Annotated in this window: 20 protein-coding genes; 13 read left to right on the top strand and 7 right to left on the bottom strand. The window is 37.6% G+C overall.

Features of this window, described 5'->3' with window-relative positions; all coding sequences use genetic code 11:
- Positions 1-6: 6 nt before the first annotated feature.
- The 9 genes from sctS (at position 7) to G4Y78_RS17680 (ending at position 8,074) form a co-directional block, all read left to right on the top strand.
- Positions 7-270, top strand: coding sequence for a type III secretion system export apparatus subunit SctS (gene sctS, locus G4Y78_RS17720; protein ID WP_163834290.1), 264 nt, complete (start codon positions 7-9; stop codon positions 268-270).
- Positions 271-1,050: an EscT/YscT/HrcT family type III secretion system export apparatus protein gene (locus G4Y78_RS17715; RefSeq protein ID WP_163834289.1), complete on the top strand. Its 780-nt coding sequence runs from the start codon at positions 271-273 to the stop codon at positions 1,048-1,050.
- Entirely contained in the window at positions 1,047-2,066 is a 1,020-nt protein-coding gene (locus tag G4Y78_RS17710; protein ID WP_163834288.1) for an EscU/YscU/HrcU family type III secretion system export apparatus switch protein, read from the top strand. Before G4Y78_RS17715 ends, G4Y78_RS17710 begins: the two co-directional genes overlap by 4 nt.
- Complete coding sequence (locus G4Y78_RS17705; RefSeq protein WP_163834287.1) at positions 2,059-3,366, top strand: type II and III secretion system protein family protein; 1,308 nt, start codon at positions 2,059-2,061, stop codon at positions 3,364-3,366. The genes G4Y78_RS17710 and G4Y78_RS17705 overlap by 8 nt, the downstream gene beginning before the upstream one ends.
- Positions 3,366-4,121, top strand: coding sequence for a tetratricopeptide repeat protein (locus tag G4Y78_RS17700; protein ID WP_163834286.1), 756 nt, complete (start codon positions 3,366-3,368; stop codon positions 4,119-4,121). Before G4Y78_RS17705 ends, G4Y78_RS17700 begins: the two co-directional genes overlap by 1 nt.
- A 6-nt stretch (positions 4,122-4,127) precedes the next feature.
- Positions 4,128-4,571 carry a helix-turn-helix domain-containing protein gene (locus tag G4Y78_RS17695; protein ID WP_163834285.1) on the top strand — a complete coding sequence of 148 codons (444 nt, stop codon included), beginning with the start codon at positions 4,128-4,130 and terminating at the stop codon, positions 4,569-4,571.
- A gap of 5 nt (positions 4,572-4,576) precedes the next feature.
- Positions 4,577-6,649: a type III secretion system export apparatus subunit SctV gene (gene sctV / locus G4Y78_RS17690; RefSeq protein WP_163834284.1), complete on the top strand. Its 2,073-nt coding sequence runs from the start codon at positions 4,577-4,579 to the stop codon at positions 6,647-6,649.
- Positions 6,636-7,169 carry a hypothetical protein gene (locus G4Y78_RS17685; protein WP_163834283.1) on the top strand — a complete coding sequence of 178 codons (534 nt, stop codon included), beginning with the start codon at positions 6,636-6,638 and terminating at the stop codon, positions 7,167-7,169. The genes sctV and G4Y78_RS17685 overlap by 14 nt, the downstream gene beginning before the upstream one ends.
- A gap of 95 nt (positions 7,170-7,264) precedes the next feature.
- Positions 7,265-8,074 (top strand): Rossmann-fold NAD(P)-binding domain-containing protein, encoded by an 810-nt coding sequence (locus tag G4Y78_RS17680; protein ID WP_163834282.1) that lies wholly within the window; start codon positions 7,265-7,267, stop codon positions 8,072-8,074.
- Positions 8,075-8,130: 56 nt separating this feature from the next.
- On the opposite strand, the gene G4Y78_RS17675 is transcribed toward G4Y78_RS17680, so the two are convergent.
- A complete protein-coding gene (locus G4Y78_RS17675) occupies positions 8,131-8,409 on the bottom strand; it encodes a hypothetical protein (RefSeq protein ID WP_163834281.1) in 279 nt (92 codons plus the stop codon).
- Between the two features lie 576 nt (positions 8,410-8,985).
- Here G4Y78_RS17675 and G4Y78_RS17670 point away from each other — a divergent pair.
- Positions 8,986-16,044, top strand: a complete 7,059-nt coding sequence (locus tag G4Y78_RS17670; protein ID WP_163834280.1) for a hypothetical protein — start codon at positions 8,986-8,988, stop codon at positions 16,042-16,044.
- A gap of 62 nt (positions 16,045-16,106) precedes the next feature.
- Here the strand turns inward: G4Y78_RS17670 and G4Y78_RS17665 are convergent, their stop codons facing one another.
- A complete protein-coding gene (locus tag G4Y78_RS17665) occupies positions 16,107-16,994 on the bottom strand; it encodes a DMT family transporter (RefSeq protein ID WP_163834279.1) in 888 nt (295 codons plus the stop codon).
- 146 nt (positions 16,995-17,140) lie between these two features.
- On the opposite strand from G4Y78_RS17665, the gene G4Y78_RS17660 reads away from it, so the two are divergent.
- Both G4Y78_RS17660 and G4Y78_RS17655 read left to right on the top strand, forming a co-directional pair.
- The gene (locus G4Y78_RS17660; RefSeq protein ID WP_163834278.1) at positions 17,141-17,626 is read left to right on the top strand and encodes a MarR family winged helix-turn-helix transcriptional regulator; all 486 of its coding nucleotides are present in this window, start codon (positions 17,141-17,143) and stop codon (positions 17,624-17,626) included.
- Between the two features lie 167 nt (positions 17,627-17,793).
- The gene (locus G4Y78_RS17655) at positions 17,794-18,027 is read left to right on the top strand and encodes a hypothetical protein (RefSeq protein WP_163834277.1); all 234 of its coding nucleotides are present in this window, start codon (positions 17,794-17,796) and stop codon (positions 18,025-18,027) included.
- A gap of 18 nt (positions 18,028-18,045) precedes the next feature.
- Here the strand turns inward: G4Y78_RS17655 and G4Y78_RS17650 are convergent, their stop codons facing one another.
- Together G4Y78_RS17650 and G4Y78_RS17645 are read right to left on the bottom strand one after the other, a co-directional pair.
- Positions 18,046-19,386, bottom strand: coding sequence for a hypothetical protein (locus G4Y78_RS17650; RefSeq protein ID WP_163834276.1), 1,341 nt, complete (start codon positions 19,384-19,386; stop codon positions 18,046-18,048).
- A gap of 89 nt (positions 19,387-19,475) precedes the next feature.
- Positions 19,476-20,270 (bottom strand): substrate-binding periplasmic protein, encoded by a 795-nt coding sequence (locus G4Y78_RS17645; protein WP_163834275.1) that lies wholly within the window; start codon positions 20,268-20,270, stop codon positions 19,476-19,478.
- Positions 20,271-20,488: 218 nt separating this feature from the next.
- On the opposite strand from G4Y78_RS17645, the gene ushA reads away from it, so the two are divergent.
- Positions 20,489-22,090 (top strand): bifunctional UDP-sugar hydrolase/5'-nucleotidase UshA, encoded by a 1,602-nt coding sequence (ushA, locus tag G4Y78_RS17640; RefSeq protein ID WP_230425611.1) that lies wholly within the window; start codon positions 20,489-20,491, stop codon positions 22,088-22,090.
- Between the two features lie 30 nt (positions 22,091-22,120).
- Here the strand turns inward: ushA and G4Y78_RS17635 are convergent, their stop codons facing one another.
- The 3 genes from G4Y78_RS17635 to G4Y78_RS17625 are packed head-to-tail and all read right to left on the bottom strand — an operon-like array spanning position 22,121 to position 26,477.
- Complete coding sequence (locus G4Y78_RS17635; protein ID WP_163834274.1) at positions 22,121-23,407, bottom strand: DUF6638 family protein; 1,287 nt, start codon at positions 23,405-23,407, stop codon at positions 22,121-22,123.
- Between the two features lie 16 nt (positions 23,408-23,423).
- Positions 23,424-25,337, bottom strand: a complete 1,914-nt coding sequence (locus G4Y78_RS17630; protein WP_163834273.1) for an ATP-binding protein — start codon at positions 25,335-25,337, stop codon at positions 23,424-23,426.
- Between the two features lie 9 nt (positions 25,338-25,346).
- Positions 25,347-26,477, bottom strand: coding sequence for a hypothetical protein (locus tag G4Y78_RS17625; protein ID WP_163834272.1), 1,131 nt, complete (start codon positions 26,475-26,477; stop codon positions 25,347-25,349).
- Between the last annotated feature and the right edge of the window lie 71 nt (positions 26,478-26,548).

Raw genomic sequence — 26,548 nt, 5'->3', positions numbered from 1 at the left:
TGAGTAATGAGTAGTGACCTAATACAGTTTATAGTAGTGGAAGGCTTGTGGCTGGTACTATTGATATCGTTTCCACCAATTTTAGTGGCAACATTTGCATCATTAATTATTGCTTTGATTCAAGCTCTTACTCAAGTACAAGAACAGACCCTAGCAATGAGTGTAAAAATTATTACTATTTCTATTGTCTTAATGGCAACGATTAGTTGGTCCTCTAACTTGATTACAAGTTATACAGATAAAATTTTTGAAATAATGGCAACTCAATAAATGAATAATAGTAATGTATTGCTTGAGCTGTTTTACTCAGTGATACTACCAGTACCAAGGTTAGCTGGTGTTTTTTTTGGGTTTATATATTTCAGTAAACAGAATATTCCGGCAATAGTAAAAACAGGTGTTGTCATATCAATATCATTATCACTGGTTCCTTATATATATGCAGATATTGATATAAGTGAAATAAATGATCCTGTGAGTTTGGTTAGTATTAACTTTAAAGAGATTGTACTGGGTATTGTAATGGGTATTATATTTACAATACCATTTCAGATGCTTAATTTATCTGGTTCATTATTTGATGCTTTTAAAGGTGCACAGTTACCCTATAGTGGTGCATTCTTGAGTGGTGGAGAAGGAACTGCAACTTCTTCATTGTTAAGTTATTACATTGTAATATTGATGTTTACATCAGGGTATTTTTTTGAGGTTATTCAATATGTATTATTAAGTTATAAAGTATGGCCTATTATAGACTTTTATCCTGTTTATGATCAAAGTGATATATCAATTATCTTTACACTGTTGAACGAGTTATTCTCAGTAGCTGTATTGATCACTGCTCCAGTAATAATCATATCAATTCTAGTAGATGTTTGTACTTTGGTTTTAGCTAAGCAATTACCACAATTAAACCCCACAATGTTGGTTATGCCTATAAAGGCAATTATGATATCAGGATTTATTGTATTGTTAATTAACAAGGTCGACTTTATTGAATATATGGACTTTGATTATTATTCTACACTTGTAAGGAAAATAATAACATGAGTGAAGATAGTCAAGATAAGTCATTTGAAGCAACAGATCATAAGCTTGATAAAGCAAGAGAAAAGGGGCAGGTACCAAAGAGTAAAGAAGTATCTGTTTTTGTGGTAATTAGTTGCCTATTAGTTTATGTATTTATTTTTTTTGCAAGTATAAATGAAAAGATTGCTGAGTTTGTAAATTTAACTGCAGATATTAAGTACAGCTTTGAAATAAAAGCGGAGTCGTTCCTTATTGTTTTGTCGGATGTTTTTTGGGGATTTATTTTTCCTCTTTATTTGTTAATAATAATACTTAACTTGATGATAAGCATAGGTTTTTCTGGTTTGGTGTTTTCATTTGAACCATTGAAACCCAAATTGGAAAAAATTGATCCGGTAAAAAATCTAAAGAATATTTTTAAAAAAAAGAGTCTGTTAGAGTTTTTGTTTAATATAGTAAAAACTACGCTAGTTGCTGGTATAGTGACTTATATTATTTCAAAATATCTTGATGATGCGCTTAACTTAACAGAGTGTGGTAAAAGTTGTTTTTGGTATTTGTTGCAAGAGTCTGTGAAGGAGTTGGTGATAGCTATAGTTTTGATGCTAGCTTTCTATGTAGTCATAGACTTAATTATTCAGAAAAAACTATTTTTAAAAGAAATGAAAATGTCTCAATATGAATTAAAACAGGAAACTAAAGATACTCAGGGTAATCCAGAGGTTAAATCTGAAATTAGAAGACAAGGTAATGAACTACTTAATTATGGTGAAGTATTAGGGCTAAGCAGTGCAAACTTTATTATTACAGATAATAATGGGGTTGCAGTTGCTTTATCTATTAAGCAAGATAAGATGCCTGTTGTTGTAGGTAAAGCAGATAAATCTAGTATTAAAAATATCTTGGCTTATGGACAGAGCAAAAACATGAAAATTGTAAACAACGCAAAGATTGCTCAAGAATTATTTGATAATCTTAAAATAGGCGAACCAATACCAGTATCATATTTAACCAGTATAGTTGGCTATAATGAATAAAATAATAATATTAATAGTAGCTCATATATTGTGCATCGCGAATGCTTACGCTAAGGTAGATAAAATTTATCTCTCCTTAGATAAAGGATTCACCCTTTCAGTCAATAGTCAAGTAAAAACATTATTTGTTCAATCTGATAACATAGCAAAGTTAAAGCAAATTGGTGAGAACAGTTTTTATTTAATTCCAATCGGAATCGGAAATACCGATGTAATCGCCGTTGATGTTGATGGAAATGAATACTGGCGTAAACATGTTGAGGTTTATTATGACCTTAATAAGCTAAAATACTTAATTAGTGACTCAATCAGAGACAATACTTTAAATGTAAGAATAAATGGAACTAACTTAGTAGTTGATGGAAGTTTTAAAACAGAGTCGGACCAAAAACAAGCGATTGACAGAATTCAATCTCTTATACCAAAAACAATTAACTTAGTTGATAAAACTCAAGTTGAAAATAATTTACAAATTAACCTCAAGCTGAAAATTGTTGAGGTTAAAGAGGACCTGAGTAAAGTATTTGGAACTAATTGGCGCTCACTTTTCAGGCTTGGCAATTATACATTAGCAATTGGTAATGCTTTACGATTCTTTAATGCAAATAATGTTGTAGATGCGGGTAGTTTTACAAGCTCCATTGGTTTTAATACGTCCAAAACCGATATTTCATCCATAATCAATGTTCTCCATCAAAAAGGTTTAGTGTCTATTGTATCTGAACCTAGCTTAACTACTCTTAGTGGTCAAGAAGCAAAAATCTTAGTGGGTGGTGAAACACCTATCCCTATTATTAACCAAGATGGCTTTTCTAATGTTAACTATAAGTCACATGGTATTATTTTAGATTTTACGCCAAAGTTATTACCCAGTAATCGAATACATGTTAGCTTTAATGCAGAAGTGAGTAATCAAAGTTCAGTAACCTATAATAATGGGCAAACTGTATTACCTGGGTATAATGTAAGAAGAGTTACCTCAACTACTGAACTCTTATCTGGCCAAAGCTTTGCCATTGGTGGGTTGTTTTATAAACAAAAGGAGATTGAGCGAAATAATGTACCTAGACTAGAAGGTGTCCCTTTACTGAGTAGCTTATTCGAGCAAAAAAAGGAAAGTCAAACCTCTAAAGAGCTAATTGTAATAGTAACTCCTGAAGTTTATGATTTATCACAACAATCTTATCAAGACAGTTGGGTTGAATCAGTTCGCTTACCTAATACATTTGAACGAAAAATTAGCAGAAAGCCAAACAATAATGCCATCAAACTACCTGCATCAGTGGGGCATGTATTCTAATGAAAAATTATATTACACTCATTGGTATTATGTTATTAACAGGCTGCTCCTTAAATAAAGGTGTAGATAGGGCTTTTTTTACAGAAGAAACTGCAATTTCAACTGATTATACTAAACCACACCAAGAATTGGCAGCAACTGCTAGTTCTGTTGATGATTATGTAAATGCAATTAAAATTTTACAACCTCTCTATCAACAGGGGAAAGAAGCCAGAGTTGCCTTACAATTGGCTGAAAACTACCTGAAATTAGGTGACCTAATAAATGCCGAGTTTTATTATATGCAGGCAACAAAGAATGACAAAACACAAGTAGCTGCATGGGTAGGTATGGGCAAAGTAGCCCTGCAAAATGGTAATGCCCATAAAGCGATGAATCACTTTGCTCAAGCATTAAAAATTGATGATAATAATTACAAAGCACTTAATGGTATGGCTGTTTCGTTGGACTCGCTAGGAAAATACCAGCATGCAAGAAACTATTATAGAAAATTGCTTGCTAAAAACAGTAATGATAAGCAAGTATATAATAATTTGGCTGTTTCATATTTATTACAAGGGCAATATCATGAAGCAGAAGAGATTTTAAGACAATTAATTGCTTCACGTGTTTATCCTAAAAATGCCTTATATAATTTAGCAATCGTCTACAGCTTATCAGGGCAAACGCAAAAGCTGCATGAATTAATGCAGGTTATTCCTGATAAAGTGTATTTTAACCGTCAACTGGCTAAACTGAAGAACAGTTTGAGGTAAATAAGAATGTATGATGTTGATCTGTTCTCTAAATTATTGTCGTTAGAGCATCCTTGGTACATACCCGCAGTGCACATAGATGAGCAAAAACGGCTTATTTATATTTTTATCGATTTTCGAGATGAAGCACATTTTTCTTGTCCAATTTGTGGTGAATCATGCTCCCGGTATGATAAACGTACTCGTAAATGGCGGCATTTAGACACTTGTGACTTTAAAACTTATATTACTGCCATGGTACCAAGAGTAAATTGTTCTAATCATGGTTGTCACTCTTTAATGGTAGATTGGGCAAATCCTCGTTCGCGATTTACTACTTCATTTGAGGAGCGCGTAGTGCAATTCTCTGAGCGTTACCCGATTGCAAGTTTAAGTAGAAAGTTTGCAATTAGTTGGACTGCTGTAAATAACATAGTAAAAAGACTCGCTCATCAGCCTAATTTTGGTTAAAACTGATGGATATTGCTAGTCAACTCAATAAAAAGAAACTCTTAGCGGTTCTTAGTGGACGTAAAGATGTTATTTTTGTTGGATTAATTTTACTTATTGTGGTGATGATGGTTATTCCATTACCCACCTTGTTGGTTGACCTACTGATTGCCCTAAATATTAGTTTTGCTGTTATTACAATTATTGTTGCTATTTATCTGAGAGATCCTGTTGACTTTACGACCTTACCAGCAGTGTTGCTATTTGCCACTGTTTTTCGTTTAGCGTTATCGGTAACAACAACCAGATTAATTTTGCTTGATGCTGAGGCGGGTGACATTATCTCTACATTCGGTGATTTTGTTATTCAGGGAAATGTAGCGGTTGGTCTAATCATTTTTTTAATTATTACGTTGGTGCAATTTATTGTAATTACCAAAGGTTCTGAACGGGTAGCAGAGGTTTGCGCTCGCTTTTCATTGGATGGTATGCCTGGGAAACAAATGAGCATTGATGCAGACTTGCGTAGTGGAATGATTGATATGCATGCTGCGGTAAAACGTCGATCCCATTTACAGAAAGAAAGCGAATTATTTGGCTCTATGGATGGAGCGATGAAATTTGTTAAAGGTGATGCAATTGCTGGTTTAGTTATTACTGTTGTCAATATTGTGGGTGGACTTTCTATTGGTATGGCACAACATCAGCTTGAGTTTAATCAAGCACTTAATATATATTCTATTCTCACTATTGGCGATGGATTGACAGCACAAATACCAGCTTTATTTATTTCTATTGCGGCAGGTATTATTATTACTCGTGTTGTGAATGACGAAAAAGATGACTTGAGTACAGAGATTACCAAGCAAATATCTATTTATCCTCAAAGTATGGTATTTGCTGGTATCTTATTATTCTTATTTGCATTGCTACCAGGTTTTCCTACGTTTTTATTTATCGCGATTGGTGCTGGTTTGGTGTCAATGGGTACTCATATTATATTTAAAGAAAAAAACAAAAAAGCATTAAAAGAAGTCACCTGGTTTGATGATAGAGACAATAGCTTAACCGATGAAGAGAAATATAAACCATTTCCTGGTATTACAATTAAAATTTCTCCTACTTTAGATTTTCTATGTAAAGATGAAAAATTTGTCAGACAATTTCAAGTATTAGAGGAAAGCTTTCATAGTGTGTTTGGAATACGCTTACCTTCTCATAGGCAATTTATTGATTCAAAAATTGAAAATGATCATTATCTAATCGCTATAGATGATGTACCTTTATATGAAGGTACATTTCATAAAGATAAAAAAATACTCAAGCAAGTACCCGAACCTTATAATGAAAAAGACTTTACTACTGTTAACGAATGTTGGGGATATCATCAGTTTTATTTGGTAGATCCCAGTAGATACGACAGTAGCAAGATGGGTACAGCTTTTGAAGCCATGTCATTTTTTTACCATAATTTATCAAATACCTTAATCCGCTTTGCAGCAAATTTCATGGGTATTCAAGAAACTCGTTCATTACTTGATCAAATCAATTTAGAGTATAGCGTGTTAGTCAGTGAGACACTGGAAGTTTTGCCAATAGCAGGGTTAGCGGATTTACTTAAACGATTATTAGATGAACGAGTGCCCCTTAAGCATATTCGAGCGATTCTTGAAGCTGTAGTCAAACATGGTAAGAATGAGCAAGATACGGAAGAATTAGTTGAACTGGTGAGAAGCGATCTGGCGCTGCAAATATCAAACCAATTTGCATATTCTAGAAAAATAAGTGCATACAAATTGAGTTACCAATTGGAACAAACAATTGAAGATACTATTCGCGCAACTGGTAGCAGTTATTTTCTTGACTTACCGGCAGAACAAACCCAAAGTCTATTTAATTATTTAAATCAACAAGTGGCCAACTTTCCATTTGAATCGGATAAGCAGCAACCGGTGTTTGTTGTTTCCAAAGAGATCCGGCGTTATTTATTTAAACTACTTAGGCAAAACCAAGTTTATGCATATGTATTATCACTAGAAGAGTTACATCCTGACTATCAATTAAACATAATCGATACGATCAACTATGAAATTAACTAATGGGTTGGCTTTAATTTTTTTATTAATTGGTAGTTCTACCGCTATAGCTCAGCCTGAATGGGAAAAAATGCCCTACTTGTTTAAAAGTAATGATCACTCAATAAAGCAAGCATTTCTTGACTTTTCCTTTAATATGGATACACCATTACAGTTACCAGAAGAGATTGAAGGAGTTAAACCAGTTGATTTACCAGAAATGTCAGCTTTAGAGTATCTAAACTACTTATGTAGACTGTCTGCTACCACTTGGTATTTTGATGGGTATAAGCTATATATTATTAAACAAGATGATATTAAAAATGAAATCCTTAATATAGAAGATATTAGTTATCGTAAACTTATGACGTTATTAAAAGAACTGGAAGTATATGACAACAAGTTTACAATTAAGCATCATCCACTGGAGTCTGTCATTTATATAAGAGGACCAGATATATATATTAAAAGTATAAATAAAATCGTAAAGAAGTACCGGTTAAAAGCGAAGAATAAAATCAATATAGTATACGGCAATAACTAATAATAAAAATTTAAGCTATACTCATTTTTGATTAATAATATGTATAATCAAGGTCAAGAGTATAGGTTGCAATATGGCAGTATGGGGTGTTGATTATGATTATTGATTTATTCAATTACGATAAAATTGAACAAAAGCTGCTCACTGAGCTTGCTGATAGGAATAAAATTGGTCAAGTAGCAATTTTTTCTGGTGAGTTTACTCATTATTTCCCTGCTCACATTGGTAATAAATCTGTTTTATCAAGTCAGTCTCATTTAGATGTCTTGTATATTTTATGCCCGCCAATAGCCTCTAAAAATTATATAAACCAACTAAAAATACAAATTAAGAAAATTGCTCACTATATGCCTACCAAAGTAGTCGTCTATCAACCTATGTTATACTCATTTCCTTATGAATGTAATGCATGTTTAATTAAAAATTTAGTAGAAGATAGTTTTGTTTCTTCAGACCATGTTTTTTATATTAAACCTGGGGTCTGCTTTGATTCATTTATCCACCCATTTTTATTTATATTGTCTAATCAAGTTTACTGTGATGCTATTGAAAATAAGCGTATTAATTTTTTTATGCTTGATGACTTAGTTGAAATACTTATATTTCTTGGTTTTAAATGCAAACAAAGCCACCATCAGATTCACCTAACAGGACCTACTAACTATGATTTAGAGGAGGTGTCTTTTCTTTTTAATCAATATCTTAATACATCCTTTATGTATGAAAATGTTTCAATTGATAATCTAAAATCGTTTTTTACTAGATTAGGTTATTCTTATTACTACAGTAACCAATTTATATTATTAACTTTGGCTACAATAAACAACCATTTTACGACTGTAAGTGATGACTATATGTACTTTCTTGGAAAAGCCCCAAAAAATATTTTTTCTGCATTTATTTGATGACTTAGTTTTAACTTGGCAACGATTTTTCGTTGCCAAATATAGTTGAATAATACTCAGTTTTTTGCTGAGGATGCCGTATTTTTTATAGGACTGGCGGAAGATTGCTCTGGCCCTTTACTTCCACATTGACTACTTTCTTCAGGGTTATTTTCTGATTTTTGTTCGTTTAGCATACTTTGCATAAGAAGTTGAATTAACAATTGTATCAGTTTCATTAAGTCATCTTGACCTATTCCTTTATCTCCCTTTCCCTGGCTATTATCTTGTGGACAACATGTTGGTTGAGTTTGTTGGACACAACCTGATCCAGTAATACCTTGTACACCACTCATTGCTTCTCTCCTAGTCAATTGGTTTTGGTAAGAAGACTGTAATTGTATTTTGCAAGTAATAAAAGACATTATCTGAGTAAAAATGTGAAGCTAAACCAGTAATTTACTTAGATTTTTTTTTAATAGTGGGTAAATTCTTTAATTAAGTGGATAAGTGGTATTATTTAACAGGTGCAGTAGTATTGATATTATTAAAATAATTTCACTTCATTTAAACCTAATATATTAGGTATTGCTGTTTGTTTCATGCTGTTTTATGAATTTACCCACACAAAAGAGTGAGACTATTAATACTAGTGTGATAATTATAACAGAAATAATAGGTTGACTAAGTACTAGTTGCTTAAAAATACTTGCATAATGAAGGGTAAGAATATGCAAAAGTTTACAAGCAGGGACTGCTGTATGGTAATAATACTTTGGTTGATGAATAAACAATATAGTGTTTTCTACTTATTCAAACCGTTTATTTAGCCAATCATGTGTTTTCTAAAAGTAAAAAATTCAAATTAACTGGTATGACAAGGAGGTTATTGAGTGCCAAGTAATTGAGTTCTGAATGAGTAGGAGTAATCTATGACAATAACAACTTCTGTGGACTCAAATAAAAACCAACCTATTACCCAGTCTGACTTGGATCAACGTGATGATTCAGGTAAAGGTATTAATACCTCCGGATTACCCATGAAACAGCTCACCAAGCTGTTGACTAAATCCAAGCCGTCAGATGCATCTGCTGCTGTAGCTGAGAAAGATGAAGAACGTCCTGATGCTAACGATAGAAGCCAAGTTAACCAGATCAACCGTTGGAGCCCCACGGCAAGAAAGATTCTAGACGCATTGTTAAACCGCTCCACTGATGGTGTACAACAAACGGTGGATGGGCAACAAGGCGCCAATGAGCAACACGCTTCGCGAACAAAAGACAAAACCCTTTGGGAAAGTGTTTGGGAGCGTATGTATACCACGGGTAAATTAGGTAAAGTGGATATCTCTATTGGTGTCTTTGACCAGGATCAGAAAGGTTCTCATACTAATAAACAAGAAGGGGTAGTACCCACTGTTGTTAGTTGGTTTAAGAGTGCTAAAAATCTTAATTCAGCATTTCGTAATTTATTTCGTGGTGATCCTACGGTTCAGCAAAACATTGAACGAAATGTTGCGGATAGTGCAGAGCTATTTCATCGTGATGGTGTTAAACAACAGTTACGACGTTTACTCAATTTACCCTCTAATGCCTCTAATCAAACGATTGCCAGCGAGTTTAATAAGTTTATTCAATCAATGCCGGAAGGTGCCAGTTTTTCTCTAGGTGCAGGAGGTGGTATCGATTTAAAATGGCCAAGCACTGGCGTTTGGGCTCACCCTTCAGGAATTGGTGACGTTGGCGTAATGGTCAAAACCGGTGTGGAAGGTGATAACAGTATTCAGTTCAGCCGGGATGCTGCTGGGGTTAAAGTGACGATGGGGGGTACTTCAACCTTTAAGGGGCTTACATTAGAAGTAGGTGGGTATGCATCAAAACCGGGTGAAAAATATATGTTAGGGGCCCATGTGGAGGTGGATGCCACACTGGCTAAAACTAAACGCGACCAGCGGGCCTCTGCTTATTTTAGTGGCGAAAATTTAACAACTTTCATTAATAAGTTGGCGAATACTGAAGGTACAGAAAAGTTAGATTTTAATTGGGTAGTTGAAAATGCCCAACGTAAGCCGAATGGTAAAAATACCATTCAAGTGAGTAAAGAGCTTGAGATTAAACCACTAACACTTGAAGGTGACTTAGCGGGTAAGTTTGGAGGTGGGGTTGAATCGCCATTTAATACTGGCGATTCAGGTGCTGTCGGTGTGGGTAAATCAGCTGGGCTTGTACCTGGTATCTCATTGCATGTGACTAAAGATGTCGTATTACGGTGGAAGGCAGAGTCAGCCTTTGATGCTGATAAGCCAGATTTTAGTTTAACTTATCAGAACGACAAACTGTCTAGCTATTTTTCTGATACTGAATTTAAAGTTTCTGGGTTTTTATGGGGTAGGCCAGCAAAAGTGACTTATCCTTCAATTAGTCCAGATGGGGTTGTTTCCTCAACAATAGGTGGCTCGTTTCTTAGTTATACGTTTGGTGAAAAAAAGCTACCTGATCTAAAAGGTAATGTGAAACCCACTGATTCCCCCAAACCGACTGATGTAGCACCTACTGATGGTGATGAAACGGCTAAGACCAATCGTTTTGTCAATATAACGGGTATACCACTGACGGCTGATAATTTAGATACAACCATTAAAAAATACCCACCACTGGAGCGCTTTTTTCAAAATGATCCTGATGCTAAATGGCGATTACAAAATGCGCTGAAGCATAAAACAGAGGGCGGCTCGACATCACTAAATGTTGAATTTCGGTTACGTGATAATAAATATCAGGAAATTAATAATATTCTTGCTGGGCAAGATATTGAGTCTTTACCAGAAGAAAGCAAAAATAAAATTCAAGCAATTTTAGACAATAAGGATAGCTTTGAGTTATCCGGCTATAACCTGATAGAAGACCGAAATATTAAACAAAAAAGAGGCTTGGGGGCTGTATTTGTTAGTGTAAATAGCACTAATGAAATGAAATTTACTAATTCCATTTACACGGAAACTGTCAACCATCAATTGGGGGTTTCTGATATCACTGATAAAACCCGAGGTATTTCATCACTGTTTCAAAACAGAGGTCGCGCTCTACAGTTAATTTATAATGATGTAGGCCAAAATGCTCATGCAAGGCAAAAGGATTTTGCGAAAAATAGCCATGAAATAGCAAAGATCCGCCAACTGGAAGCAACTGGTCAAGCGTCGCCACAGGAACTAGCAGATATCGCCCACTTTGATGCGTATCAGGAAAACTTAGGTAAAGAGGCTAACTTTGGCACTAATGGTTTATTTGAAACCATTGATTTTAGTCGCTTTAAAGGACAAGCATCAGCCTCTCAAGCAGCATCAGAAGCGGCTAGTCGAATGAAGCAACCAGGTGCGGGTGGTGCGGTTATTATGCAACAGGTGGGTGAACATTGGGTGCCTGTTTATACTATAGCACGTAGTCAATATAATCAGGTTAACGTGTATAATGCGCAAGGCCAGCAAATAAAAGTATTTCATAATAAAAATCACCAGCAAGATGCTGCAATTGATGATTATTTGAAAAAGTTAGTTACAGCAGAAGGTAATGGTAGTGCTTTTAAAGTATTTGTAGCAAAAAAAGACTTTGCTCAACGATTTAATGTGGCTGCACAACCGCCTTATGAACCAGCGCCCGATTATACGACACAAGGTACGCAGACCAATCGACCAAAGGTGGCGACTCAAGGGGATTATGACCCTGCTGATCGTGATGTAACAAAGGTTGTTACCGAATATGAGCGCATCAAGGCTAATGATCCCACGATTCGCGTTTGGAGTGATAAGGGTAGCTGGGTTAGTTTAAAAAAATCAGAAGCCTACACTCTGGGCTTGAAGGTGGATGGTAAGCAAATTACTAGTGACACAGATTTTACTGACGCATTGTTAGGTAATGAGGCACATCGGCTAAGCTGGGACTTTGATCAGGCGACACTAGCCTTATTACATGATCCAGATAATTTTGCTCGTAATCGACATTTATTGCAAAAAGCAGCATTAACGACCTCAGCAACTTCTCCATTAAGTCAGTCTGAATCCGCATTTGTTAATAAAACCAAGCAGTTATTGGCAACCGCCAGTGATTATGACCAGTTTCTTGGCCAGTTGAATGCTTGGGCTGATAGTCAAAAATCAACCATCATCAGTAAACTGAACAATCAACCGGCTACAGCTACAGGCACTACCTCTGCAGTAGATCCTTTTGCAGGGCCTCATGTCACTGAAATTAATATTAATTCAGATGGTAGCTATGAAATAACATACGACAGAAATAATCTAGCGGGCTCTAGCAATCAAGCTGAGTCAGTGACCCGGTCAATTAATGCAGATGCTGTATCAGGCTTATCGGATACAGATAAATTAACGCTTAACTTGGCTGATATTGTACAAAAAAGATATAACACGCGGAAAAAAATTATTGATAGTGGCCAAGGCTCTAAAGCGTTATCAGCTTATTCGGCATTTGGTACTGCCAATGGGCTAAGAATTTTAGGTGAGTATGGCGTTGGTGATTCGCCTTTAGCGCGTTTACAAGCATCATCAACATTATTAGGTGCGGCAGAAGAAGTATTATCTGGTGTCGCCAGTGTGGGTGATTTAGCTAAAAAGTTTAATTTAAAACTGCCTAAAGCAGGCTCTGCTACCAAAGCCCTGGCCAAAGTGTTCGGTGGTTCTGATGGTTTGTCGCAACTCGGCAAGTTGGGTAAATTGGGTAAGGTTGCTGGCCCGTTAGGGGTGATTACTGGTGGTTTAGATATTGTTAATGGTGCATTTGGTTTAGATGCTGCGATTAGAAATGGTGACGGCTATGGGATCGCGTCATCGACATTTGACATTGCCAGTGGTGCCTTAGGCATTGCAGCGGTTGCCTTTGCTGCAACACCAGCAGGGCCTTTTCTAGCAGTTGGTGCGTTAGTTGCCTCAGCTATTAGCCAAGGCATTCAAGCTGCCAAAACGGTTGCGACATTTGAAGAGGAAGTGAGACCACTCGCTTGGTATGAAAAGTTAGGCTACGGCGCTGCAGCATTCTTTGGCCTTGATGATAAAACCTCATGGCATCAGGAATTACAAGATAGTCGTCGCCAGAAAGCGATTGAGGCACGTAAACAACTGGTTGCAGAACAGGATGCAATTTCAGAGCAAGTGTTTAGAACAGTAGGTGACTCAATCACTGATACGTCCGGGCTTTTCCCGACCAGTGAATTATTTTTGTTTGGTAAATATCCGCACACCCTAAGAATTAAAGAAAAAGATGAATATGGGGATGAAGTCCATCAGATAAGGACACATCCTGCTCATGTTTTAACGGAAAAACGAGGTTTTGGTGATAGTAATAAAGTGACCTTTTTTAATATGAACCAATACTTCGATCCTAATTGGAGTGGGATCGAGTTAATTGATGCAACAGGTTATGTTTCTCATGGAAATTTAAATGCCTGGCGATTGGAAAAAACCATTAATACTGGGGGACGTACCTTCCTATCTGATTATCCATTAGGTGGAGAAAGTAAAATCCCTGTCATCGCAGGGTTTAAGGATAAACAAAATACTTTCTATACAGACGAGGCGGTTGAGCAAAGTTATGTAGGGGGAGCGGAATCAGATGTGGTTCGTTATGTGGCACCGGCAGTGAAGTCTGAGCCAAAAGCAGGAGAACCTGTTAATCACACTAAAAAAGAGGTTTATTTTTTAGGTAATGAAGGCAAGGATACCGCTGCTTTTAGTATTGCTGCGCAACCTGATACAGAAACAAATACAACACCTAATACCATCCGGGTCAGGCCTTCTCAGGAGTTTGAATATGAGTGGATGTATGGTTATGAACAGGAACAGGCTTTTAAAAAGCAACAAGAAACCTTTGTAAAAATTAGCGAGACGGTGACGGGCTCTAGTTTAACTGCAGCTGAAACAGAAACCCTATTAATTCAGGGGAATTCACAAACCGCCGAAATTGATGCGGATTTAAGGAGTGCTGCAGGACAACCGACAATTGCCAATAAAACATTTATTTTGGGTAACACAGAAAACCTGAAACTAAGAACCGGTCAAGGGGAAAATAATATTTTCCACATTGCGAGCAAAAAAGGTGTTGTCAAATCAGAAGGAGACAATAGCGCCTTTTATATTACGGAAGATGTACAGTCACTGAGAATTAACAATGGAAGCTTAGCCTCAGGTAAATCTAATACCATTGATTTAACCAGTTGGGCGGCATTAGAACAGTTGGAAGCTTTTGCGACTAATGATGGCAAAGGGATGCGTATTCGCGATAAGAATAATCATGATCGATTTATTCGTATCGAAGATCGTTCTTCAATTATATTGAATGTGCAAGGTCAGTCTGGTTCTGCCATTACCCTTGGACCAAGTCAACTACAATCACTTTCACAACAGGCGCGTTCTTTGACCCAACTGTTGCCACAAACGACCCATTATGCAAATGGGGGAATTCAACAAATCAATCTATCAGCAGAACAAAATCAGCTGTCTTTAAAAGGAGCAGGAACTTTTCATGTTCGGGCGGCAGGCAGTCAATTAAGTCTGTTGGATGTGGATAAAGGGGTAGGCGTTGGTTTAGATACGATGGGTGATGGTAGTCAGCTACGCTTTAAAGGCGTTAACTTTGCTGATGTCCAACAGTCTGGTAATACCTTATGGATGACCAAAGAAAAATATGCGCTATTAAGCATTGGCCAGATACCCGCTTATACATCATTTGTAGCTCAATTTGATGATGGCATAGCCAGTTTTCATACTGATGCACAGGGGCAGCTAGCAGTTCACGGGTTTCAGGCAAAATCACAGCTAGGCTTAACTAAGCCAGCAGGTGTGACTGAGGTTGATAAAGCTTCTGTAGGATTGGCGCAGCAGCTGGATGGCCCTTTATGGCGCTTTGCTAATGGCATGATTGCCAGTCCCTTAACTGGTGATGTTTATGATTTACAAGGCCACCGTTATGCCAATGCTCACTATGATATCAATAATAATAGTGTGGTATTTAATACGTTAGAAAATAACCAGCAGCGTCTAGATCCCAGTCAGGCGAATACACGAATTGCCCCTTATGAAGCAAAAGTACTGGAAGACGGGCGCTGGTTGTTTGGCGATACCCCAGATAAAAATCAATCATTTATTGTCGATCCCACTACCTGGCGTATTTATCAGAGCGCTGATGACAAAGCACCATTAAAAGGGGTGTGGTTCCGTTATGATGGTGCTAGAGGTCAGCATTTAATTGTCGATAGTGGTTCAGGTCCTGGTAATCGTTTAACTAATCGTCAGACACAGGGTGTGTCTGTTGCTGAATTTCAGCGGATTATTAAAGATAAAGGGGTTATGACAGATATTAGTAAAGGAGAACTCTATTATCCTGATGATAAAGAAAAAGCACAATTATTAACCTACTTTCATTTTATTATTGACCAAGACAACTTACATGAACATGTTGGTAATGAACAACATAAGCCGATACAGGCAACAGCTGAACAGTTAACAGTGAAAGATACGGAAGCAACCGATATTATTCTGGGAAATGAGGGCAATAATATCATTATTGCTTCATCAGGTAATGATCGCATTCGTCCTCAGGGAGGGCAGGACCAGGTGCGTTTCACCCCAACAGCGAAGGGCATTAAAACCCTGGAAATTAATGCTAATGATGATATTACCCTACTGTTGCCGTTTAATATTAGTATCGATGCCGACTATTACTTCAGGGGCAATAGCTTTGTGATTGAGGGAACTGCACCCAGAGCGAACGGTGAAAAACTGCGGGTTGTTATACCTGACTTTGAAAAAACTCATCCTAATCTGACGTTGAAAATGTATGATGCCCAAGACTCTGAACAAGTAGCAGCTTTAGAAGCAGGAGAAGACGTTCACTCAGGCATTATTTTTGGTGAAGAAAATATTCAATATCTGGCTACTTTAGCTGCTAAACGACGAGAGGTAGAGAACATGCAGTTTAGTTAGCCCTTTTTCGTAAGGCTATACAACTCAATAATGCAGCAGAATTTTCTGCTGCATTATTGGTTTTAAGCGGCTTTATGTGTAGTTGAAGGGGGCGTTTTGGTAGGATTTGTTAGCGCTCTACTATTGATAAATTTCATTAAAATAAGTGCACTTAATACTAATGCTACTCCTGACCATTGGATCAAGGAAAGTGATTCATCTACCAATAACAGACCAAGTGCCACGGCAGTGATTGGATTAAGCAAAGCTAATAAACCAATAATATGGCTGCCTAAATGCTTTAATGACCAAAACCAGATCAAATAAGCTAATAAAGTGTTGGCCAAGCTTAACCATAAAAGAGCAGGGACTTGATCTATAGCGGGAAATTGCACAGGGCCTTCAACTATCCAGGCAAGTGGCACAAGTAGCAGGCCACCTATCAGCAACTGCCAACCCGTTAAACCCACAATATTTTCAATTTTCCAACGCTGTACCCAGGTAGCCGATGTGGCGATTAGTAATGTGGCACCTAAGGCAGCCATGACGCCAATCAGGTCCAAGTTAGCAGAGGGGTTTAATAATAGAAAAATACCCGCCAGCCCAAGTAATGAAAGCAATAACCAGGACCAAGCCGGCCTTATTTTATTGAAAACCCAGTTAAGTAGCAGCAACTGGAGTGGTAACGTGGAAGTGAGTGTACCGGCAACTGATCCAGGTAGTCGATAAGCAGCGATAAATAATAAGGCAAAAAAAGCTGTGATATTGATGAAGCTTAATCCAGTAAGTTTGGCGGCGCTCACTGGAAGCGCACGGAGTTTTTTGGGCATGAATAAGATAAGTAAGATACCTGCAGGTAGGGCACGCCAGGTTGCTACCCATAGTGGTGATAAATCAGTTAACCATAAACTAACGATAGCGTAGGTACTTCCCCAGAAAATTGGAGTAAGTGCTGCAATTACGTACTTCATCGTACAACAAGTCCTTTACATAAAATATCTTTATATAAAGTAAATTAGCTTAAAGATAACGTCAAGTGTCTTTACTTAAAGATATACTTTAAAAAACCATTAAGCACTGGCAGACTAGCTCAGATTTTTCATCAATGGTGGAGTGTATGCAAAAAGACCACGTGGACTTGGTTTTGGAACAGTGGCAACAACAGCGGCCTGACTTGGATGTGAGCCCTATGGCTATCTTTGGTCGCTTAAGCCGGATGAATAGTATGGTTGAGCCGAAGATAAAAGCTGTGCTTAAGTCGTATGGTTTGACCATTGCTGAATTTGATGTATTGGCTGCTTTAAAAAGAGGCGGTGAACCACTCACCCCTACGACGTTGTACAACACCACGATGTTAACCTCTGGAGCCATGACTGCAAGGTTAGATAAGCTTGAGCAACGGGGGTTTATTAAGCGCTTACCCTCAGCGACAGACCGTAGAAGTTTATTGATTGCACTCACTGAAAAGGGTTTGGAGTTAGTTGATACAGCTGTTAATGCCCATGTTGAAAATGAACGACAAATGCTGGCTTGCTTCAGTGAAGATGAGATAAAGCAATTGGCGAGCTTGATGAAAACCTGGTTACTGGCTCATGAAAAATAGTCGATAACCCAAATAGATAGTTAAGCCCCAGATTAATACTACTAGAAGCCGTTCCACAATGCGTAGTATATCCATTAATTTAACCTCATATGACAGTTATTCGTCATGCGTACTATAGGTTTGTATTAGCTATACTAAACAAAGTAATCATAGTTATAGGTGTGAATATGGAATATGCCAAACTACAAACTATGGTGGAATGTCATCAAGTGAGGGAAGGGCTGCTGAAAACCAGTTTAATGGGAAATGGTTGGGCTGTCGTCATTGAAGATCTTGCGGGCCATCAGTTTCCATTAACTGATCAATATGGCCATGAAAAGTTATATCATTCGTTGGATAATGCCACGGGTGTGTTACAAGAACTGGGCGTTTCTCCTATCAATGTAGTAGAGTGCTTTTAGAAAGATAGCATCAATGCGTTATACTTGAGAGGGAAAATTAATCACCCATTTTACTTGTGACTCGCCAACTAATTCACGATAAAAATGGCCCTGTAATTGACTTTTGATATAAGTGTCAATAGCGCTTATTGCAAAGTCTATTTTATTCAATAACGTTTGATTGCTATCGTCAGGTTTATGCACTAGCACATAGGATATCACTATATGCATATTCATACTTTGTTTCGAAATACGAGTTTGTATTAATTGTGGATTGTCGATATCGTTAATGAGGGAAAAAATAATTTGTAATGCTATTTTAAATGATTCAATATTTGCGCTGAATACAATTTGATCATCTATGATTAAGTCATTTTTCTTGATGAATGAAGACACTTTGTTACAAAGGTCGATCAAGTCACTTTTGTAGTAGAGCTGTTTATTGGTAATACTGTGTGGATAGACGAGTTTTATTCGGTTTGATAATGTTGAAAACTGGCTGTATTTGTGTTTAAAGGTCTCTATATTCTCTATTAATTGCTGGATATAATTATTTGTATCTTCATGTTTTATGTCTTTTTGATTGATTTTTTCAACGATGGATGTTAATTCGCTTAAGTCTTTTAAAGCCTTTATTAATGCTTCATTAATGGCTGAAATTAAACCAGTGACAAAGTTTTGTTTTGTATTGAATAATAAATAATACTCATTGGTAAGTGCTTCACTCGTTTCAGATGAGCGAGAATCGGACTTTAACTCTGAAACATAACTGCACAGTTTGTTAATGGTCATAATAAGCTCATTAATTTCGCCTAAATTCTCTTGGTGATTGAGCGAAATTGTTAACTTTTGATCAAATACTTCCTCATACTGGTTTAATTGGTTTGAAATGCTAACAATGTGTTTGGTGACTAGCCTCCAAAAAATAAATAATATGGTGAATGAAACAATAAGTGTTTTTGCAAAATTTGAAAAAAATATCAAAGCTAGTTTTTTTAGTAATCTTGAGTAGATTGTTTTAAAATTATAGTATATTTTTAACTCACCCAAAGGGGTAGTTTCTTTTTTGTTGACATCTTTAAATTCTAATTTGAAAGTGTAAGCTTTAATATAATTTTTAGCATCTAGTGGAATTGTCCCTTGGGATATAGTATCTCTATTCAGTTGAAGAATTTCGACACGCTCTACCTCTGGAATATTAAGTAACGACTTGGTTTGTATGATTATTTGCTCGTCATTGACTTCCCAAATTGATACAGCAAGGCTTGGGACATTAGCTGTTTTTATTTGCTGTAGGGTACTTTCTATGCGTTGTATATCTTGGTAGTAATCATATAATAATTGGGAGATGGTTATTATTAAGGCAATGGATGTACTCACGCCTATTGTTATGAATAGAAACTTTCGCGCAATAGGGCTATTACTATATTTGCTGAAGATCATAGCCACGTATTGGTCAATTACCCTTTTTACTTAGGAATGTATTTACGAAGAATCTTTTCTGCTACACCATTACTTTTCAAAATGGTAATAGCTTGACTGTATTTAGTTGTCAGTTCATAAGCTCTGGGGGATTTTTTCGATACAAACCAGTAAAAATTGATTGTTTCAGCTCCTATCAATGGAATACCTTTAATATCCTTTGGGATTGTATATTGGCCGATAGCTACACTACCAAAGATGGGTTCCAGACTACTAATTAATAAGTCACAGCGATCCAGGGACACCATTTTCAAAGCGCCTAATGGATCCTTAGGGCAGCAAACAAACTTTTTGGTTTTATTTATTTGATACTTTTCGTACCAAATATCTGAGTTATAACCTAGTATTGTACAGATACTAAAATTATTTAAGTCAGTAAACTTTGTGATTGGAATGCCATCAGGATATTTTTTTTGAGAAAACCAAATACCTTCGTGAGTCTCATAAACGGAGGTGGTTAGATAATATTTTTCAGCACGTTCTTTATTGTAAGTGCCGTCCATGAAGGCTTCATACTTCTTCTCTTTATCAAAATTGGCTACGGAGTCTAAGCAGCGTTTCCAAGGCATTAATTCAAGTGTATATTTAAGCCCAGTTATTTTTTCGACTTCTTTCATTAAGTCAATATTGAATCCAACAATTTTACTCCGATCGGGTTTGCCATCTACTCGGGGGTGGTAGTAGTAAGGGGGCCATCCAGCTTCATCATCACAAAAATTAACGGGCTCGGCTCCGAATAGGGGAAAGCTTAGGCTTATTACGAGAAATAACCATATACGCATTCTTTAGCCCTCATTCTAATATTGTTTAGCAACTGATACCGCAATTCATGTTGCTATCGAGCGCCTGTCAGGGGTGAGTCTTAATGGTATCTTCCAATTACCTTTCTATTTATTACCTTACCATTCTAGTTCAGATCAGTTGTTTTATGTATTTAGCGTGACAAATGGTTTTGGTATAGTAGCCGCTGCTTAGGAAACTGAGAAAATAAGTAGAGCATATGAAATATATAATGAAGTCTCGTTTGTATCGGCTAGGGGTGTTAGCAGCTGCAGCAGTCGCCATGGCCAGTTGTGCTTGGTTGCCTGCGTCGTATGATGCTGAAAAAATCTACAAAATTACAGTGTTACACACTAATGACCATCATGGCCGGTTTTGGTCTAACCGCCATGGTGAGTATGGATTGGCAGCTAGAAAGACCTTAATCGATCAGATTCGTCAGGAAGTCACTGCTGAGGGTGGCCATGTGTTGTTATTATCCGGTGGGGATATTAATACGGGAGTCCCTGAGTCAGATCTGCAAGATGCTGAACCAGATTTTAAAGGAATGGCACGTTTAGGCTATGATGCCATGGCATTAGGTAATCATGAGTTTGACAATCCATTAGCGGTATTACGTAAACAACAGTCTTGGGTCGATTTTCCATTTCTTTCGGCCAATATTTATGATCAACAAGGTAAACGTTTGTTTCCTGCCTACACTATTTTTAACTTAGATGGTTTGAAAGTTGCTGTTTTAGGTTTAACTACAGAAGACACGGCTAAATTAGGTAACCCGGAGTTTATTGATGAAATAGACTTTCGAAACCCCATTACGGAAGCGAGTCAGTTAGTGCCTGAATTAAAGCATCAGGCGCAGATGGTTATTGCTGTAACGCATATGGGGCATTATCCAAATGCCAAACATGGCATTAATGCACCAGGTGATGTGAGTTTAGCCAGGCAAGTGAATGGATTGGATGTGATTGTCGGGGGGCATTCACAAGACCCATTATTTAAGCCAGACAAGCAAAATAACACGCTAATTTTACAAGCCTATGAGTGGGGCAAGTATGTTGGTCGTGCTGATTTTGAATTTAAAAATGGTGAATTGACCTTGACCAATTACCAGCTAATTCCAGTTAATTTAAAGAAAAAGGTCAAGCAGGGCGATAAAGAAGAACGGGTATTAATGGGGAAAGCCATAGCTGAGGACCGTGAAATAAAAGCGTTTTTAGCGCCTTATCAAGAAAAAGGACAGGCTGGATTAAGTAAAGAGGTGGCTAGCCTGGATGGCAAGCTGGAAGGTGATCGCCATGTGGTACGTTTTCAGCCAACTAATTTAGGTGAGCTGATTGCTCAGGCTCAACAGGAAAAAATGCACGCTGATTTGGCAGTAATGAATTCAGGTGGGATTCGTGACAGTATTGAGCCAGGTTCAGTTACCTATAAGGATATTTTACAAGTACAGCCATTTGGCAATATCGTTGTTAAAGTGGATTTAACAGGCAAAGAATTGTTGAATTATTTAAGGGTAGTTGCGGCTAAGCCAGCAGACTCTGGGGCTTTTGCTCAGTTTTCTGGGGTTAACTTGTTAATAAAACAAGGTAGACTGATAAAAGCAACGATTAACGATAAACCAATCAACCCTGCGAAAAACTATCGTTTGGCGATAAACAGTTATATAGCCGCAGGTGGTGATGGTTATCCAAAACTGGATAATCACCCCAATTATGTCAATAGTGGTTTTGTGGACGCTGATGTGTTGACAGAATACATGAGCAAGAATAGCCCGATAAAAATTGCTGATTATCAGGCTGAAAAGAAAGTGATCCGCAAATAACATAGTGGGTAAGGCCCTTAAATAAGGGCCTTATTTCCCTTTTACTATACCTATACCTTGTTTCTCTTCAATCATTGCCTGGTGTTGTCTTAGGTAATCCATAACATATTGTTGTTTGGCTTCAGGCCATCGACTGAATGCTGCATTAAAGTAAGGACGGTTAAATATAAATAACCGTAAATAATTATAAGGTGTGTAATGGCTCAACAGGTGGTTTATAGTACGATAAGACTGTTGGGCTCTTGGGCTATTGGTGACTTGGCAGGTATGAAACAGTAACTCATCTTTGTTGGGAATGGTTTTTTCTTGTCGCTCTATGGCAGCCACTAAATCATGCAGTTTATGAAAGCTTTCTGGTAAGTCTTCAAAGTTTTGATTGATAAACTGCTTCAGCTGAAATTCATCAAGTGGTTTGTCGCAGTGTTGGTCAAGGGAAATCAGGTAGTCAATAATCACTTGATGTTTTTTAAAGCGTAATTGATCGACTTTTTGTTGCAATTTCTTTTTTTGCAGTGGTTCAATCAAGCCATACTTGATTAAAAACTGGAAAACTTTTTGGTATTCATGCCCATGTATGTGCTTACAATGATTAGGTAATTTGTCTGTTGCAAATTGCGGATCCAAAGTAATTAAAGTGGGTTTGGGACGGGTATCTTTAAAAACGTAAATACCACCCATGTGGCTGGTAAAGTAATTGTTTTGCTGGTAACTGAGGGTATCAGGAATCACCTTATTCAATTGCACATTACCAACGGTTTTGCCCAGTTGAATAATCGATTGTAGATATTCATCATCTAACCAGAGTTGGTCATCTTCGTTCAGCAGCTGATCAATCATTTGTTGTAAATTGAGTGCCTGAGAAATCAGCTGCTTGGGGGTATCAATTTGAAAGTGCACCTCATCGACATTGATAATATCTTCTATTGACTGAATGCGGTATAGCCTGTTGTCTAGTTCACCATAAACTGCATCTAAGGCTGTCAGGGTAAATAAAGCTAAGTAGTTATCATTAATAAATCGTTTTAATAGGTCGCTAGTGGAGGAAAAGTACTCACTCAGAGAGGGTAAGTCTTGTTGTTCAATAGATAATAAAATGAATTTTGGGTTAGCCCCTGCATCATCAAGATAGTCTGGTGTATCTAGTTCTGTGGCTATTTCAGGGGAATAACCACTACAGTCAATATGGAAAAACGACAATTGGGTGGTTTTTCCAGTTAATAGCTTGAGTGCACTATTATAGCGGTGAATTAAATGAGGACTGGTGACTTCCATTAAGTCACCATAAAGCAGTTGTTCTGGGACGCTATCCAGTTTCATTAGAAGGTCTCTTGCTTCACTTATTCGTCGCGAGCTGTTGGTTAGCAAATTGTTGTTGCACTTGTTGCTCTAACGTCAGTTGTCTTACACGATCGGCAATGTAGGCATCATCAGATGAGGCCGCATAACGGAATTCAGAGTCTGCATAGCGGTTGACTTCTTGTAGCACCATTGCTGAGGTAATAGGCTGCTGAAGGGATTTAATCATTTGCAGTTTTTCATCATATGGCTTGTGCAAGAATAGCTGTGGTTCGGCAAACCATTCGTCTGGCATATCAAAATCCATACTCCGGACTTTTACCGCATCAGTGATATTTTTGATAGCACGGCCAGTAAAGCGCTCATCGGCCTGTTGGATATTTTTTAAGTAATGACCAAGTTTCTCCAGCGAATCTAATGGCCCCAGCTGGTTAACTGTTTGTTGATATACATCCAGCAGCTTTTCTTCCTGAGGGAGGTTATGTTGCTCGTAGTTGGATTGAATTAGCTGTTGGATTTGTTGGCTGGCAAATAACTCTACATCGCCTGTTGGGATATCATGATTGTTACCTAATAATAAGGCTAAAATATCAATATAATCGGCTTGTGTTTGTGGCCCATCAATCAAAAACCGTGCGCTGGCTCTTTGGCGCAAAGCATCATCAACATTTTCCGGGTAGTTAGAAAATAATCCAAAACTGCAGTTGCCCAATACACGAGTACCAGACCCTGCAAATGATTCCATTAATACCGCAGTGACTTCCTGTTGGCCGGCGGAGCTTTGTTTATCCCCCCGTTTGCCTGCAACCTGATCAATATCGTCAATAGTGCCAAAACCTATAACTTGAGGGTTGATGATATTACGAATAAATTGCTTGGCATTTTGGCCTGATTTTCCTTGGTATGAGTCAATATTATCAGGGCCAAAGTTTTCATAGTAAAAAGGATAACCTGCCACTTCACAATACTGGTGGAGTAATCCGGCTAACATTTGAATCAGTGTGGTTTTACCGGTACCGGGTTTACCATCCCCCATAAAGGTGAAAATAAAACCACCTAATTCAGCAAAGGGATTTTGTTGTTGTTTAAAATCGTAGCATACTAGCATTTTTGCCAATTTTTGGGCTTGATACTTAGCAATGGCGTTACCAACCACTTCTTCTGGTTTCTTAAACGTCATGGTCAGGGCCTGGCTTTTTTGTCTTTGCTGCTGCCGTTCTAAACCATTGACATTAAAGTCATCTGCCACTACATGGAAATTATAGGCTTGGAAATTGTCTACATTGGCTAAGCTACCTTTGAAGCGAGCCAATTCATCCAGTAGGGTGTCAGCAAAAAATACACTGTAACCAATTAAATCATCATCGGTTTTCACATATTGATCAATTAGCTGATAATATTGTGCAAGGCAGTGTTTAACAGAGGCAAGTGGGGAAGAAAGTTGGATATCCAATATTAGCTCTGGGTAGCTGACCCGCTTTGGTGCTTGGGCATATTTAAACTCAATAAATTCAGCGAAAGCATGTAAACTAATGAAAGCACTGGTTTGTAATAGTGATTTAAATTTTTGCTGCAGGCTATTTTCCAATGTACCACGGGCGTTGTCTTCCTGCAGTTGTTTTAAGCCGGTTAATTTACTGAACTCATCTATTAACGCCGTGGCAATGGCTAAACCACGATGCAGTACAGTCATTAAATGATGTTGCTGGTCGGTCAACAAGGGATGGTCTGGGGTGATATTGCTAATCCGATCAATCAGTTTTATAGTTTGGGTTTGTTCAACAAAACCCGTTGCTGAGGTACCAGGTAAGGTGTTACGCCTTAATCGCGATGACTGGTCTGTTTGTTGGGGTTGATAACGGTGTTGAAATTCAACTAAAGTGCCGTATACATTTTGGCTGTGCTTTTTAATATGTTGTTCGCTAATTTCGACTAATTGTTTACTTTCCATTGGGTTTCCTTACATATAAATTAAGTGACCAGTAGCGGAAACAATGTATTTATTGACATTGTGTAGCGGGTTTTCTGGCATTTCCGCCAGTAATTGATAAGCTTCGTAAGGTAAAATAATGCTTTGTTCTACCGCTGAGGCACCTGCTTCAAATGCATCAGAGTCATGGTGGTCGACATGATAAACTTGTTTTTGCTGACGACCGAAAAAACCTTTGGCTACCTCAGAAATCCCCTTTGAGAATAAGCTTTCTACTGACCAAGCAAATAACCAGCGTTTATCATTTGGGGCATGGTTAAATAAAGATTGTACTGCCTGGTTATGTTGGGTCATGTTGTTTAAATACAGTGGGCCTACATGAATTCTTTTTAGTAATTTCGGATGAATTAATGGAAACTGCTTATCTAGCTCGGTAGCAATAGTAACTAGTTTTAACGTGGATAAGGATTGATTTAATAAATGATCAACCAGCTTTTGCCAGGCTGCATTATCTTCAGTCAGGTTTAGGGGATGAGAAGTATCAAAATACAACAGGTAAATATTGGGAATATGTTTGCTGGTGTCATAAACAGCCCAGTGCATAAAATAATGCTGGGTACCTGAAGATTCTGTTTCATGTTTGGCTATCTGATGTAGACGAGGTGAATTACTGGGATAAAATAGTGTGTCACTCTCTAATAATTGGTGGTATTCCTGTTGGGCAATTTCGTACTGAAGATCCCGAGAAATTTTTTTTTGTTGTAAACAGTAATCTACCAGCTGTTGTTTTAACTCACTGATTGGCAGGTACTTGCTAGTTAATGCTGCTCTGTTTCCATAGTCTAACTCCATTTCCAGCAAGGTTTGCCTAACAGGTAGACCTGAATCAGTTGGGTTGACTAGCAGGTGAGAGGTTTGTCGGTGATTTACCAGGCCATTAAGCTGATATTTGGCTGATAATGCGATAAAACTATTCTTTAGTGCTTTTAAATAGTCCAGTGTAACTTGATCATCGAGGTTATCACTATGACTGATTTGTTGTGAGGTAATTTGGCATAGCTGCCTGATAATGGTGGTAAGTTGTTTGAAATAAGCACGGGTTGTTGCTGGGGAATCAAGTAACCAGTTATGAGCAGTGGCGGCATCAGAATCCGAGTGCATTGTTTCGACATCCTACTACAACAATATATGTTAGTGTGCCGGCCTAAAGCCGGCGGAAGGAGGTTGTGTGA

The sequence above is a fragment of the Spartinivicinus ruber genome (assembly GCF_011009015.1).
In the GTDB taxonomy this organism is placed as follows: domain Bacteria; phylum Pseudomonadota; class Gammaproteobacteria; order Pseudomonadales; family Zooshikellaceae; genus Spartinivicinus; species Spartinivicinus ruber.
The sequence above is the reverse complement of the archived record's forward strand: the minus strand, read 5'-3'. Positions and strand labels throughout refer to the sequence as shown.

What these genes read in the sequence shown, in the direction of transcription:
- sctS (WP_163834290.1), top strand. Translation starts at nt 7, where the DNA reads ATGAGTAGTGACCTAATACAGTTTATAGTAGTGGAAGGCTTGTGGCTG.
- G4Y78_RS17715 (WP_163834289.1), top strand. Translation starts at nt 271, where the DNA reads ATGAATAATAGTAATGTATTGCTTGAGCTGTTTTACTCAGTGATACTA.
- G4Y78_RS17710 (WP_163834288.1), top strand. Translation starts at nt 1,047, where the DNA reads ATGAGTGAAGATAGTCAAGATAAGTCATTTGAAGCAACAGATCATAAG.
- G4Y78_RS17705 (WP_163834287.1), top strand. Translation starts at nt 2,059, where the DNA reads ATGAATAAAATAATAATATTAATAGTAGCTCATATATTGTGCATCGCG.
- G4Y78_RS17700 (WP_163834286.1), top strand. Translation starts at nt 3,366, where the DNA reads ATGAAAAATTATATTACACTCATTGGTATTATGTTATTAACAGGCTGC.
- G4Y78_RS17695 (WP_163834285.1), top strand. Translation starts at nt 4,128, where the DNA reads ATGTATGATGTTGATCTGTTCTCTAAATTATTGTCGTTAGAGCATCCT.
- sctV (WP_163834284.1), top strand. Translation starts at nt 4,577, where the DNA reads ATGGATATTGCTAGTCAACTCAATAAAAAGAAACTCTTAGCGGTTCTT.
- G4Y78_RS17685 (WP_163834283.1), top strand. Translation starts at nt 6,636, where the DNA reads ATGAAATTAACTAATGGGTTGGCTTTAATTTTTTTATTAATTGGTAGT.
- G4Y78_RS17680 (WP_163834282.1), top strand. Translation starts at nt 7,265, where the DNA reads ATGATTATTGATTTATTCAATTACGATAAAATTGAACAAAAGCTGCTC.
- G4Y78_RS17675 (WP_163834281.1), bottom strand. Translation starts at nt 8,409, where the DNA reads ATGAGTGGTGTACAAGGTATTACTGGATCAGGTTGTGTCCAACAAACT.
- G4Y78_RS17670 (WP_163834280.1), top strand. Translation starts at nt 8,986, where the DNA reads ATGACAATAACAACTTCTGTGGACTCAAATAAAAACCAACCTATTACC.
- G4Y78_RS17665 (WP_163834279.1), bottom strand. Translation starts at nt 16,994, where the DNA reads ATGAAGTACGTAATTGCAGCACTTACTCCAATTTTCTGGGGAAGTACC.
- G4Y78_RS17660 (WP_163834278.1), top strand. Translation starts at nt 17,141, where the DNA reads ATGCAAAAAGACCACGTGGACTTGGTTTTGGAACAGTGGCAACAACAG.
- G4Y78_RS17655 (WP_163834277.1), top strand. Translation starts at nt 17,794, where the DNA reads ATGGAATATGCCAAACTACAAACTATGGTGGAATGTCATCAAGTGAGG.
- G4Y78_RS17645 (WP_163834275.1), bottom strand. Translation starts at nt 20,270, where the DNA reads ATGCGTATATGGTTATTTCTCGTAATAAGCCTAAGCTTTCCCCTATTC.
- ushA (WP_230425611.1), top strand. Translation starts at nt 20,489, where the DNA reads ATGAAATATATAATGAAGTCTCGTTTGTATCGGCTAGGGGTGTTAGCA.
- G4Y78_RS17635 (WP_163834274.1), bottom strand. Translation starts at nt 23,407, where the DNA reads ATGAAACTGGATAGCGTCCCAGAACAACTGCTTTATGGTGACTTAATG.
- G4Y78_RS17630 (WP_163834273.1), bottom strand. Translation starts at nt 25,337, where the DNA reads ATGGAAAGTAAACAATTAGTCGAAATTAGCGAACAACATATTAAAAAG.
- G4Y78_RS17625 (WP_163834272.1), bottom strand. Translation starts at nt 26,477, where the DNA reads ATGCACTCGGATTCTGATGCCGCCACTGCTCATAACTGGTTACTTGAT.